General features: G+C 68.6%; 13 protein-coding genes and 2 pseudogenes. 11 read left to right on the plus strand and 4 right to left on the minus strand.

The features are described 5' to 3' along the window. Positions 1-45 precede the first annotated feature (45 nt). The 7 genes and pseudogenes from AC1DU4_RS04930 (at position 46) to AC1DU4_RS04960 (ending at position 3,810) form a co-directional block, all read left to right on the plus strand. Positions 46-576: a DinB family protein gene (locus tag AC1DU4_RS04930; protein WP_477838056.1), complete on the plus strand. Its 531-nt coding sequence runs from the start codon at positions 46-48 to the stop codon at positions 574-576. A gap of 291 nt (positions 577-867) precedes the next feature. Continuing rightward, positions 868-1,254: an ArsR/SmtB family transcription factor gene (locus tag AC1DU4_RS04935; RefSeq protein ID WP_477837955.1), complete on the plus strand. Its 387-nt coding sequence runs from the start codon at positions 868-870 to the stop codon at positions 1,252-1,254. Continuing rightward, entirely contained in the window at positions 1,251-2,330 is a 1,080-nt protein-coding gene (gene arsB, locus AC1DU4_RS04940; RefSeq protein ID WP_477837956.1) for an ACR3 family arsenite efflux transporter, read from the plus strand. The genes AC1DU4_RS04935 and arsB overlap by 4 nt, the downstream gene beginning before the upstream one ends. Before the next feature lie 30 nt (positions 2,331-2,360). Beyond that, a complete protein-coding gene (locus AC1DU4_RS04945) occupies positions 2,361-2,771 on the plus strand; it encodes an arsenate reductase ArsC (RefSeq protein WP_477837957.1) in 411 nt (136 codons plus the stop codon). Positions 2,772-2,787: 16 nt separating this feature from the next. Next, positions 2,788-2,964 (plus strand): annotated as a pseudogene (locus AC1DU4_RS04950) (arsenate-mycothiol transferase ArsC); the annotation flags it as partial. Positions 2,965-3,006: 42 nt separating this feature from the next. Next, positions 3,007-3,306: pseudogene (locus tag AC1DU4_RS04955) on the plus strand (ArsR/SmtB family transcription factor); the annotation flags it as partial. Positions 3,307-3,324: 18 nt separating this feature from the next. Further along, entirely contained in the window at positions 3,325-3,810 is a 486-nt protein-coding gene (locus tag AC1DU4_RS04960; RefSeq protein WP_477838057.1) for an SRPBCC family protein, read from the plus strand. Between the two features lie 179 nt (positions 3,811-3,989). Here the strand turns inward: AC1DU4_RS04960 and AC1DU4_RS04965 are convergent, their stop codons facing one another. Together AC1DU4_RS04965 and AC1DU4_RS04970 are read right to left on the minus strand one after the other, a co-directional pair. Next, positions 3,990-5,288, minus strand: coding sequence for an MFS transporter (locus AC1DU4_RS04965; RefSeq protein WP_477837958.1), 1,299 nt, complete (start codon positions 5,286-5,288; stop codon positions 3,990-3,992). Next, positions 5,285-6,646, minus strand: a complete 1,362-nt coding sequence (locus tag AC1DU4_RS04970) for an MBL fold metallo-hydrolase (RefSeq protein ID WP_477837959.1) — start codon at positions 6,644-6,646, stop codon at positions 5,285-5,287. Before AC1DU4_RS04970 ends, AC1DU4_RS04965 begins: the two co-directional genes overlap by 4 nt. Before the next feature lie 87 nt (positions 6,647-6,733). On the opposite strand from AC1DU4_RS04970, the gene AC1DU4_RS04975 reads away from it, so the two are divergent. Further along, positions 6,734-7,396 carry an ArsR/SmtB family transcription factor gene (locus tag AC1DU4_RS04975; protein ID WP_477837960.1) on the plus strand — a complete coding sequence of 221 codons (663 nt, stop codon included), beginning with the start codon at positions 6,734-6,736 and terminating at the stop codon, positions 7,394-7,396. Positions 7,397-7,474: 78 nt separating this feature from the next. Then, positions 7,475-8,761, plus strand: coding sequence for an MFS transporter (locus AC1DU4_RS04980; RefSeq protein WP_477837961.1), 1,287 nt, complete (start codon positions 7,475-7,477; stop codon positions 8,759-8,761). 208 nt (positions 8,762-8,969) lie between these two features. On the opposite strand, the gene AC1DU4_RS04985 is transcribed toward AC1DU4_RS04980, so the two are convergent. Beyond that, positions 8,970-9,290, minus strand: coding sequence for a DUF202 domain-containing protein (locus tag AC1DU4_RS04985; protein ID WP_477837962.1), 321 nt, complete (start codon positions 9,288-9,290; stop codon positions 8,970-8,972). Beyond that, positions 9,287-9,640, minus strand: coding sequence for a YidH family protein (locus AC1DU4_RS04990; protein ID WP_477837963.1), 354 nt, complete (start codon positions 9,638-9,640; stop codon positions 9,287-9,289). The genes AC1DU4_RS04985 and AC1DU4_RS04990 overlap by 4 nt, the downstream gene beginning before the upstream one ends. 189 nt (positions 9,641-9,829) lie before the next feature. Here AC1DU4_RS04990 and AC1DU4_RS04995 point away from each other — a divergent pair, with 189 nt between their 5' ends. Further along, positions 9,830-11,032, plus strand: coding sequence for a DUF1214 domain-containing protein (locus AC1DU4_RS04995; RefSeq protein WP_477837964.1), 1,203 nt, complete (start codon positions 9,830-9,832; stop codon positions 11,030-11,032). 229 nt (positions 11,033-11,261) lie between these two features. Further along, positions 11,262-12,614 (plus strand): MFS transporter, encoded by a 1,353-nt coding sequence (locus tag AC1DU4_RS05000; protein WP_477838058.1) that lies wholly within the window; start codon positions 11,262-11,264, stop codon positions 12,612-12,614. The last annotated feature ends 11 nt before the right edge of the window (positions 12,615-12,625 follow it).

Genomic DNA, 12,625 nt, shown 5'->3' on the forward strand with positions numbered 1-12,625 from the left:
GGACAATGGTGGACGGGGTTTCCGACGTCGGAGCAGGCGACCGTGATGACCAGGAAGGCACCGGTGGATCGCGCCGCCATTGCCGCGGGCTTCGAGCGGGAGCGGGTATCGCTGCACAAGCTCGTCGAGGGCGCGGGCGCCGATGACCTCGACCGACCCTCGGCGGGAACTCGGTGGACCAACGAGCAGCTGCTGTTTCACATGGTGTTCGGCTACATGGTCGTCCGTCGGCTGCTCGTCGTGATCTGGGTGTTCTCGCGACTACCCGAGAGCGTGAGTCGACTCTTCGCGTGGGCGCTCAACGCTGCAACGCCGGTGTTCGACAAGGTCAACTACCGGGGATCGTGCTTGGCGGCACGGGTGTTCGATCGTCAGCGGATGGGGCGGCAATGCGATCGAGTCATCGCCTCGCTCGAGCATCGCCTCTGGAACGAGTCCGAGGCCGACCTCCGTCGCGGCATGCACTTCCCGACCCGATGGGATCCGTTCTTCTCCGACTACATGACCCTCGAGCAGTTGTACCGGTACCCGGGAGAGCATTTTGACTTCCATCGGCGCCAACTCACGCTCGGATGAGCGCTGCGGGCCCATCTCCGCCGCCCGTCGCCGGACCCTTCCCAGGCGATCGCGTTGACCAAGGGCACGCAAGACAAGGACGTGCGAGTTCTCTTGCGGCGAGTCCACACGAACCACGATGCCGCTCAGGTGAACGTGCGTTCCCCGCACCCAACTGATTCCGTTGCCCTCGACGACCACATCCCTCCTGTTCGTTTTCGACACCTCGGAGCGTCCACCCGAGAGCGGTCAGCGCGTTCTGGTGACAGGAGTTCGGTTGCCGACTACTTCGATATCTGTCAATATCGACGCATGCCGAATCAGGAGTCATTGGAGGCCGGTGCGTGTTGTTCGCCGCTGGTGCGTGAACCGCTGACCGAGGACTGGGCCGGCGACCTGGCCCGGATGTTCAAGGCGCTCGGCGACCCGGTGCGTCTGCGGCTGCTGAGCCTGGTGGCAAGCCACGCCGGCGGCGAGGCCTGCGTCTGCGACATCTCCGAGTCCTTCGACCTGTCACAGCCGACCATCTCCCATCACCTCAAGGTGCTGCGCGAGGCCGGGCTGCTCGCCTGCGAGCGCCGCGGAACCTGGGTCTACTACTGGGTGATCCCCTCTGCGCTGCAGCAGCTCTCGGCGGTGCTGCTCACCGAGAGCACACCCGCCGTCCCGTCCGAAGCGTGCGTGGAGGCAACGGCGTGATCGAGACGACCACCACCGAACACCCCGCCGTTGTCGGCAAGCTCTCGACCCTCGACCGCTACCTGCCCGTCTGGATCGGCGCCGCGATGGTCGCCGGCCTGCTGCTCGGCCGCTGGATTCCCGGCCTGAACACCGCGATCGAGAAGGTGCAGATCGACGGCATCTCGCTGCCGATCGCCCTCGGGCTGCTGGTCATGATGTACCCGGTGCTGGCGAAGGTCCGCTACGACCGCCTCGACACCGTCACCGGCGACCGCAAGCTCCTGATCAGCTCCCTGGTCCTGAACTGGGTGCTCGGTCCTGCGCTGATGTTCGCCCTCGCCTGGATCTTCCTGCCCGATCTGCCCGAGTACCGGGCCGGGCTGATCATCGTCGGCCTGGCCCGCTGCATCGCAATGGTGATCATCTGGAACGACCTCGCGTGCGGCGACCGCGAGGCCGCGGCCGTACTGGTGGCCATCAACTCCGTCTTCCAGGTGATCATGTTCGCCGTCCTCGGCTGGTTCTACCTCTCTGTCCTGCCGGGCTGGCTCGGCCTGGAGCAGACCACGATCGACACCTCGCCGTGGCAGATCGCGAAGTCGGTGCTGATCTTCCTCGGCATCCCGCTGCTCGCCGGATTCCTCACCCGCCGCTACGGCGAGAAGGCCAGGGGCCGCGAGTGGTACGAGTCCAAGTTCCTGCCGAAGATCGGCCCGTGGGCGCTGTACGGGCTGCTGTTCACGATCGTCGTGCTCTTCTCGCTGCAGGGTGACCAGATCACCTCCGAGCCCCTCGACGTCGTCCGCATCGCGATCCCGCTGCTGGTGTACTTCGCAGTGATGTGGGGCGGCGGCTACGCGCTCGGCGCCGCGCTGGGACTCGGCTACGAACGCACCACCACCCTCGCGTTCACCGCGGCCGGAAACAACTTCGAGCTCGCCATCGCCGTCGCCATCGCCACCTACGGCGCCGCGTCCGGACAGGCACTCGCCGGGGTCGTCGGCCCGCTCATCGAGGTCCCGGTCCTGGTCGGCCTCGTCTACGTCTCCCTGGCCCTGCGTAAGCGCTTCACCAGCGCACCCGTACCCGCCTGACCGACTTTCCTCTCCCCGAAAGGACCGTTCATGTCCACGACCCCGAGCGTGTTGTTCGTCTGCGTCCACAACGCCGGCCGCTCCCAGATGGCCGCCGGGTTCCTCGCCCACCTCGCCGGAGATTCGATCGAGGTCCGCTCCGCCGGCAGCGCACCCGCGGAAGCGATCAACTCCGCAGCTGTGGAGGCGATGGCCGAGGTCGGCATCGACATCTCCGCACAGTCACCGAAGATCCTCACCCCCGACGCCGTCGAGTCCTCCACCGTGGTCATCACCATGGGCTGCGGCGACGCCTGCCCCGTCTTCCCCGGAGTCAGCTACCGCGACTGGGCCCTCGAAGATCCCGCAGGCAAGGGCGTCGAGGCGGTCCGCCCGATCCGCGACGAGATCCGCTCCCGCGTCGAGGCCCTGATCGCCGAACTCGTCCCCGCCACCGCCTGACCCGAGGAACCCTTCGATGACCCGCCCCTCCGTTCTGTTCGTGTGCGTCAAGAACGGCGGCAAGTCGCAGATGGCTGCGGGCCTGATGCGTAAGGCCGCCGGTAACGGCGTCGAGGTGTACTCGGCCGGAACGAAACCCGGCACGGCAGTCAATGCCCTCTCCGCCGAATCCCTGCTCGAGGTAGGCGTCGACACCTCTTGACAACCACTCTTCGTAAGCGAAGACTTACCGTTCGTAGACACTTACCAAGCTGGAGACGAATGGGGCGCGCTCGCCGATCGAACGAGACGCACGATTCTCGAGCGCCTAGCCGAGGGACCGTGCGCGGTCGGTGAACTCGCCCGCGAGCTGCCGATCAGCAGACCGGCGGTCTCGCAACACCTGAAGGTGCTCAAGGACGCCGGTCTGGTCCGCGACCGGGCCGTCGGCACACGCCGCATCTACCACCTCGACCCGGCCGGCATCAGCGTGCTGCGCACGCAGCTCGACCGGTTCTGGGCACAGGCCCTGACCGCCTACAAGGACGCGGTCGAACAACCCGCAGGAGTGGTCATGACACAGACACACGCCGAACCGGTGCAACAGCAGATCGTGGTGAACGCAGGACTCGAGCACGCGTTCACGCTGTTCGTCGAGCGATTCGATGCGATCAAGCCGCGTGAGCACAACATCATGGCGGTCCCGATCGCCGAGACCGTGTTCGAACCGAGGGCGGGCGGCCACATTTACGACCGCGGTGTGGACGGCAGCGAATGCCGGTGGGCGCGGGTGCTCGCCTACGAGCCGCCGAACCGGGTGGTGTTCAGTTGGGACATCAACGGGCACTGGCAGATCGAGACCGACCCGGACAAGACCAGCGAGGTGGAGGTGCGGTTCATCGCCGAATCCGACGATCGCACCCGAGTCGAGCTCGAGCACCGCAACCTGGAGCGTCACGGCGAGGGCTGGGAAGCCGTCCGCGACGGCGTCGGGCACGACTCCGGGTGGCCGCTCTACCTGCAGCGTTACAGCGACGCCGTCGAAAGCGATCAGCACTGACAGCGCCGATCACAACCAGCATCGACGTCGACGCTCGACCTGAGCAGGTGTTCGCCTACGTCACCGGCCCGCCCCTCTTCGTCGAGGACGATGCCACGCAACCTGGCCACGCTCAAACAGCGCCCGGAAGCACTACCGGCACAGCCGAACCAGGCGGCACACATCCTCGCCGGATGGGCTCAACCCTTCGGCGCACGCTCCTTGCTCGCACTGACGGGCCGGGGGTGGGTTTCGTACATGCGGGCCGCGACGGCCAGCGCGGCGGCGGCACTGACGGCGGCGGCCGCCCATACGGCGGCATGCAGTCCCATCAGGTCGGCGACGATTCCGCCGAGGATCGCACCGACGGCGTATCCACTGTCGCGCCAGACCCGGTAGATCCCGACGGCGCGGCCGCGCCAGGCCGGGTGGGCGACATCGCCGATCACGGCGAGCAGGGTGGGGTAGACCATGGCGGTCCCGGCCCCGAGTAGCACCGTGCCGGCTGCCCATCCGAGGAAGCCGTCGGAGGCGGCAATCAGCGCCAAAGCTGCCGCCTGCAGCCACATTCCGGCGGTGATCAGGTGTTTGCGGCCGATGCGGTCCGACAGCGCGCCGGTAACCAGTTGTCCGGCACCCCACACCCCGGGATAGAGGGCGAAGAGCGCACCGATCTGTCCGGCGTCGAGATCGGCGGTGGCGAACAGCAGGGGGAACAGGCCCCAGGAGAGCCCGAAGTTGAGGTTGTTGACCAGTCCGGCCTGGCTCGCCGAGGACAGGGCGGGCTCGGTGAAACTGGTTGCGGTGGCGATCTGGCGGTCGGTCAGGTCCGCATGCAGGTGATCGTGCGCACCGTCCGCGCGAGGGATGTGCTGCGCGGCTTCCAGGTGCGCGTAGTCGCGGGTCTCGTGGATGAACACCCCGGACAGCAACAGGGCGAGTGCGGTGTAGGCGAGTCCGAGCAGGAACGGGGCCGGCCTCAGCCCGTACTGCTCGGCCAGGTAGCCGGCCAGCAGCGAGCTGACGGCGACGGCGCCGTAGCCGGCGGCCTCGTTCAGGCCCATCGCCAGGCCGCGGCGACTGGGGCCGACAAGGTCGATCTTCATCACCACGGTGGTAGACCAGGTCAGGCCCTGGTTGATGCCCAACAGCACGTTGGCGGCGACGACCCACCACCAGTTCGGGGCGGCGATGAGCATCAACGGGACGGGGATGGCGAACAGCCAGCCCACCAGTAGCACCGGCTTGCGGCCGTAGCGGTCCGAGAAGGTCCCGGCGAAGTAGTTGGCGGCGGCCTTGGTGATTCCGAACGCGGCCACATAGGTGAAGATGAACGTGTAACCGGTGAGTGCGAATTCGTCCGCAGCGAGCAGTGGCAGCACGGTCTGCTGTTGGCCGACCATGCCACCGACGAGGGCATTGACGGCGACGAGCAGGCTGAACTGGGCAAGGTTGGAGCCCAGTCCGAGCCGGATCGGGCGGCGCGCAGTGGTGCTCATGCGCCGGTCTCGAGGGCGCGGCCGGTGGCGGCGGCCCAGTCGCCGGGGCCACCCTCGAGCACCGTGAGGTTCCGATGCCCGGCGCGTTCGAGCAGGCTGGCGGCGCCCATCGCGCGTTCGCCGTGCCCGCACATCACCACGGTGGGCTCGCGGGGCAGGTCGTCGACCTGGCCTGGGAGGGCGCCGAGTTCGATGTGGACGGCGCCGGGCAGGTGCCCGGCCAGGTACTCGGGGCGTTGACGGATGTCGAGGACCCGAACGTTGTCGACCGCGTCGGGGCCGGTCAGCGACGTGGCGGCCACCTCGAGTTCGGCGGATGTCCAGGCGGCGAGGCCGCCATCGAGTTCACCGATCAGGTTGTCGTACCCGATTTTCAGCGCCTGCCACACGATCTCGTCCACATCCTGATCGGCGTCGCGGACGATGATCAGGGGCCGGTCCGGCGGGGCGAGCCAGCCCAGCCAGCTGGCGAAGACCGGCCGCAGCGGGATCGACACCGCGCCCAGGATGTGGGCGGCGGCGAAATGAGCCAGCGGGCGCACGTCGATCAGGACGGCACCCTCGGCCAACTGGGCCCGGACGGTGTCGACGGTCAACGCCGGGAGCACCGGATCGTCGTCGACTAGCGGGGGGCCGATCCGATTGACCTCTCCGAGTCGGCGGAAGTACGGCGGATAGCTGCCCAGCGAGCCCAGCAGCTGGTCGACGAACGCGTCTTCGTCCCGGGCGGCGAGCAGTGGGTTGGTGGCGCGCTCGCGGGCGATGGTGCTGGTGCGCTCGGCACCGGGCGGGGCCGAGCAGAACGAGCCCGCCCCGTGCGTCGGCCAGACCGCCACCTGACCGGGCAACGCGGCGAGGCGTCGCAGGGAGGCGTACTGGGCGCGGGTAAGGGCCTCGGTGCGCTCGGGGGCGATCAGGTCGGTACGCGCGGCGGAGCCGACCAGCAGCGAGCCGCCAGTGAACACCCCGATCTCCTTCTCGCCGTCGAGCAGCAGGAAGCACAGATGTTCGTGGGTGTGCCCGGGCGTCATCAGCGCCCGCAGCCGCAGCCCACCGAGGTCCACCTCGTCGCCGTCGCGGAGCCCGGTGTGGGGAAACTCCCGGTCCCCGGCGGCCGAGGCCAGTACCCGCGTCCCACCGGTGGCGCCGAGTTGGTGGGCGCCGGAAAGGAAGTCAGCGTGCAGGTGGGTGTCGGCGGCGAACGCGACTGTCAACCCGCGGCGGGCGGCCGCGGCATGCACCGCCCGCAGGTCCCGGCTGACGTCGACCACCAACGCCCGCCCGTCTCCCAGATCCACCAGATACGCGGAGTTGCCGAGCCCCTCGTCGACGAGCGGCACCAGATCGATCCCGGCCATGGCCTTCTCCCTGCCTCGACTCCAAGGGCATCCCGCGCGGAACACCCGCCATGTTCTACACTATTCCAAAGATGATTGGAGAATGCTATGGGTGATCGGATCGCGAAGACGGAACTGTTCGACCAGTTCGCCCGGGTCGGCAAGGCCTTGAGCAGCGGCAAGCGGCTCGAACTGCTCGATCTGCTCGCCCAGGGCGAACGCACCGTCGACGCCCTCGCCCGCGCCTGCGAGCTGGGACTGACGACCGTGTCCGCGCATCTGCAGACCCTCAAGCAGGCCAACCTGGTCACCACCCGCCGCGAGGGCACCAAGGTGTTCTACCGGCTCGCCGGTGCGGACGTCGCGCAGCTGTTCGCACTCGTCCGCACCGTCGCCAACGACCACCTTCCCGACGTCGAGGCCGCTCGCGCCGCGTATCTCGGTCCGGCCGACACCGAACACGTCAGCAAGGACGAGCTGCTCGAGCGGGCCCGGGCCGGCACGGTGACGGTGCTCGACGTGCGCCCACGGGAGGAATACGAGGCTGGGCACATCCCTGGGGCGGTGTCGATTCCGATGGACGAGTTGGCCGACCACCTGGCCGAGCTGCCCGAGGATCAGGAGATCGTCGCCTACTGCCGCGGCGCCTACTGCGTGCTTGCACACGACGCGGTCCGGCTGCTGACCGACCACGGCCGGCAGGCATCGCGCCTGGCCGACGGCATGCTCGAGTGGCGACTGGCGGCCCTGCCGGTCGACTCCCGGACCTGACCGAACACCCCGCGTCACCGCAGTCCCCTGCCCCTGCCGAGTCTGTGCGGGCCCACCCCCGAACCTCCGAGGTGATCGATGAGTTCGCAGCAGATCCCGCAGCAGCGCCGCACGCTGGCGGTCCTGGTCGCCGCCCAGGTGCTCAGCGGCGCCGGGCTGGCCGCCGGCATCACGGTCGGGGCACTGCTGGCGCAGGACATGCTCGAGACCACCAGCCTCGCCGGGCTGCCCAGCGCCATGTTCACCATCGGCTCCGCCGCAGCCGCGGTCACCGTCGGACGCATCTCCCAACGCCTCGGCCGCCGGACGGGACTGGCCCTCGGTTACGCGGCCGGTTCCCTCGGCAGCCTCGGCGTGGTGGCGGCCGCCGTCCTCGACAACGTCGCCCTGCTGTTCGTCGCCCTGTTCGTCTACGGCGCGGGCACCGCGACCAACCTGCAAGCCCGCTATGCCGGAGCGGATCTGGCGAGCGTGCACCACCGAGGCCGGGCGGTGAGCACGGTTCTGGTGGCCACCACCGTCGGTGCAGTCGTCGGCCCGAACCTGGTGACCGAGATGGGCGATCTGGCCACCCGGTGGGGCATCCCGGCGTTGTCCGGGCCGTTCGTGCTCTCCGCCGCCGCCTACGCCCTCGCAGCGCTCGTGCTCTGGGTGCTGCTGCGACCGGACCCGCTCCTGCTGGCGCGGACCCTGGCCGCCGCCGACACCCCCGCCCCGGCCACCGGCGAGACCGCCCCGGCGGCAGCGCGGACCTGGTCCCCGGCCGTGGTTCTCGGGGCCACCGTGATGGTGGTGACCCAGCTGGTGATGGTCGCGATCATGACGATGACCCCGATCCACATGCAGCACCACGGTCACAGCATCGGCGCTGCCGGGATGGTCATCGCCGTCCACGTCGGCGCCATGTACCTACCGTCCCCGGTGTCCGGGCTGCTCGTCGACCGCTTCGGACCCCGGCCGGTCGCCGGCGCCTCGGCGCTCACCCTGCTCGCCGCCGGCGTCACCGCAGCCACGGTGCCCGCGTCGTCGGTGGCCGGCCTTGCTCTTGCCCTCGGCCTGCTCGGCCTCGGCTGGAACCTCGGTCTGGTCAGCGGCACCACGATCATCACCGACGAAGTCCCACTGTCCACCCGGGCCCGCACCCAGGGCACGGTCGATCTGTGCATCGCCGTCGCCGGGGCCGGCGGCGGCCTGACCTCCGGGATGATCGTCGCGGCCACCGACTACACCGTCCTCGCCGTCACCGGCGGGGTGATCGCGCTGAGCATCGTGCCCGCCCTGGCCCTGTCGGCCAGAGTGAAGACGAAGACCGGATCAGCACCAGCACCGGCGAACGAAACGGTCACCGACGGCGCGCCACGGTAGTCGGCGCGCGCAAGCTTCGGGTGGCCGCATGCCCATCGAGGCGATCGTGGCCGGCAACGCGAGGGCCTCGAGAGGCTCGGCGCCGCCGGGGGCGGCGTCCGGGTCGGCGATCCACTGGGCATAAGCCGCGATCTGGACAGTCGTCAGCCCGGTCTCGACCTCGTGTCGCGACCCGCGCCACCCGGCCGATCGGGTTCCCGAGCCGAACTCATCGCGGCACGCCGGCGACCAGGACACCGACCCACAGTGCGCAAGACAGGACAGCCGCGGAAACGACGGCGACCGCCCGCGGACTCGCCCTGACGCCGTCGCCCATCCGGCGCGCCTTCACCAGGCTGACGACCACGACGATCACGCTCGCGCAGGCGGCGAAGGCGAACGGCAAGGCCGCGAGGCCCCAGTCACGGCCGGCCGCCCCGCGCACGACAACCACCGCCGTGACGGCGGTGGCGGACAACGCGGTTCGGCGCCAGGCGAGTGAGGTTCGTTCCGCCTGCAGGCCAACGTCTCTCGATGTTTGCCCACTCACGAGAACACAACCGCCGCCCCCGCCAACGCCGCGACGGCGAACGTCCCGGCGGCCAGGACGCGGATGAGGCCGAAATTCGGCAGAGGCGCGTCGCGGCGCATCGCCTTCTGGACCTTCCGCCAGTGCGAGAACGCACCGCCCGCAAGAGCGATGGAGAGGCCGATGCAGCTCAGGGCGAGGGCGATGCGCGCGCCCTCATTTTGGAACGCGACGGCGAGCTGATCGACGGCCACGCCGCCGGCGAGCAGCCCCAGCGAGGTGCGTATCCACGCCAGAAACGTGCGTTCGTTGGCAAGCGTGAATCGGTAGTCGGGTTCGCGTTCCTCGGTACGCACTTCATCCGGCGACACCGTGACCTCCTTCTCTCCACTCCCCCGACAAGGACCCCTACCTGGGCCTTCACCAGGTACCAGGAATCTCTCCCGGCCGGTCCGCGGAGGCGGACAAGGGGGTTGACAATGATGTTTTCAACTCTGAGTATGGCATTTGCACTCGGGGTTTCCGAGTGAGAGACATCACAGAAGCATGGAGGAGGAAGCATGACGGAACGCGTGGAGTCGGTTCGCTCGGGCGCCCTGTTCGATCAGGTGGGCGAGGCATGGCGTCAGTTCGGGCGCACCATCGTCTTCGACGACCCGAATACCGATACGCCCCTGCTGCGGGCGGAGGGCCTTCGCTTCGCCACTCGCTACCTGGCGGCGGGCGCCCTCCTGAGCATGGAACTGGCCGATCCCAGCTATCCGGAGTTCGGCCGCTGGGCCGATACCACCTGCAGCTGGGGCATCGACAACCCCGACGTGATCTACACCCTCGCCGCGGTCAGCGGTGACCGCACCTACCGGATCCACGGCGACCGGGGAACGGCCCACTACTTCGACATCCAGGTCCACTCGCCGCACTTCTGCGAGGCACCCGACTACCGGATCAACTCGAACATCGACAGTCGCACCCTGACGGCCGGAAGTGACGGGGCGTTCGAGTTGCTCCTCGGCCCCGAGCGTCCGGCGGGCTACACCGGAAACTGGTTGACGATCGACGCCGAGGCGGGCTCGCTGTGCGTTCGACAGGTGTTCAGCGACTGGGCGACCGAGCGCCCGGCCAACCTCGTGATCGAGTGCGTGGACGCCGTCTACCCGCCGCCCGCACCGCTGTCGGAGGCCGATGTCGAGGCGCGTGCCCAGCGCCTCGTCCGCTGGCTGGACAAGGCCGGGGCGTACTGGGACCACATGTGCAAGCTGTCCCTGAATGCTCCCGCGAATTCCCTGACGTTCACCCCGCTGAGTGACAGCGCGTGGGGTGGCTTCCAGAACCAGGCCTACGGCATGGGCAGTTTCCAGTGCGCGCCGGACGAAGCCGTGATCCTGGAGTTCGAGCCGCCGAAGTGCCACTACTGGAGCTTCGGTACCGGGAACTGGTACTGGGAGACCGTCAACTGGTTCTCTCGCCAGTCCTCCCTCAATCACACCCAGGCCAGGCTCGACGAGGACGGCGTCTTCCGCGCGGTCATCTCCCACCAGGACCCGGGTGTACCGAACTGGCTGGACACCGGCGGGCACACCCACGGCACCATCAACGGCCGCCTGCTGCTGACCGACAGCGTGCCGAATCCGACCATGCGGCTCGTGCCCCTGGCGGACGTGCGCAAGTACCTGCCCTCGGAAACGCCGACCGTGACCCCTGCCGAGCGCACGGAGCAGATTCGGCTCCGCCGCCGGTCCGCACATCTACGCAACAGTCACTAGTACCGACTGCCTCCGGGATCCCCCCACCACCGAAGAACTGCGCGAACCTACACGCCCCTGACAGATCGGGTTATCGGGTCCGCTTTACTGGATCGAGATCGACATGACTGAGACCACGACCAACAGACCTCCCCCACAACCCGGTGACGATCCGCCGATCAGTCGGCGGCAGCGCTGGCGATACGGTGCGGCGCTTGCGCTCATCGTGCTCATCTCTGAGCTGACGCCGATGGAAATCACCCTGGTGTATCCGGCAATTCCACACATGACACAGGATTTCCGCACCCTGCATCTCGGCTGGGTCCTGACGATTGTGAGCTTGGTCGCCGTTGTCAGCCTGCCGCTGGTCGGCAAACTCGCCGACACCTACGGCAAGAAGCGGGTGCTGTTGATCCTGGCCACGCTCTTCTCCGTCGGCTCCCTGGTCTGCGCGACCGCGGACTCGTTCCCGATGCTGCTGGCCGGCCGGGCGCTCCAGGGAACCGCGGGCGGAATGGTCGCGGTGGCCTATGCGCTCGTCCGCGACACCTTCCCGCGTCGCTGGGTCCCGGTCGCACTCGGCACCGTGGCCGCCGGAATCGGCGTCAGCTCGCTCGCGTCGCCGTTCGTCGCCGGCTGGTTCATCGACAACCACGGCTGGCAGTCGTTGTTCTGGTTCATGCTGGGCTACGCCGTGCTGTTGATCCCGGTGGTGGCGGTGCTCGTGCCCGAGTCCTCACTGCGACAGCATCAGCGCCTGGACCTACTCGGAGTCGCACTGCTCGGCTCAGGGGTCGGGCTGGCCCTGGTCGGAATCAGCCAGGGACCCAAATGGGGATGGGTCAGCAGCGGGACGCTCGGGACCCTGATCGGCGCCGCCGGGCTGCTCATCGCGTTCGTCGCCTGGGAGCTACGCGTCACGTCGCCCGCCATCGACCTCCGACTGCTGGCCGGCGGTGCGCTGCGTTCCACCCTGGTGGCGTACCTGTTCATCGGGTTCATGATCGCCGGATACGGGCTCCTCATGCCACAGATGCTGCAGACCCCGGCCCAGGTCGGGATCACGTACGGCGTGGGGCTGACGGCGACAGCGCTCGCGTTGTGGACCTTTCCCACCGGCTTGCTCACCATGGTCTGCGGACCCCTCGGCGGCGCCGTCGCGCGCCGGAGAGGCGCCCGGCTGACCCTCATCGGTGCCGTCTGCGCGATGATCACCGGCCTGGTAGCCGCCGCGGCGCTGCCCGAACATCGTTGGCAGATCATGGCGATCTCCGCGGTCTTCGGCATCGGAATGGGGCTGTACTACGCGTCCGGACCGAACCTGGTGATGGACGCCGTGCCTGCCGAGCAGAGTGCGGTGGGCGCGGCCATGCTCGGGGTGGTCGCCCAGCTCGGCAATGCGATCGCGGTGACCGTCCTCAGCGTCGTCATGGCACAGAACATCGCGAGCCAGAACCCCAAAACGGGACGAATCACGTACACGGACACGGCATTCCAGCATTCCTTCATTCTCGCGGCGGTGGTCGGCCTCGCCGGCCTCGCCGTCGCTGTGCGAATGCGGCACGGCCGAGCCCCCGCGACGGGGGGTGCCGAACCGCGCTGAGCAGCGTCCGG

It is taken from the genome of Rhodococcus sp. P4_F5, from assembly GCF_056401315.1.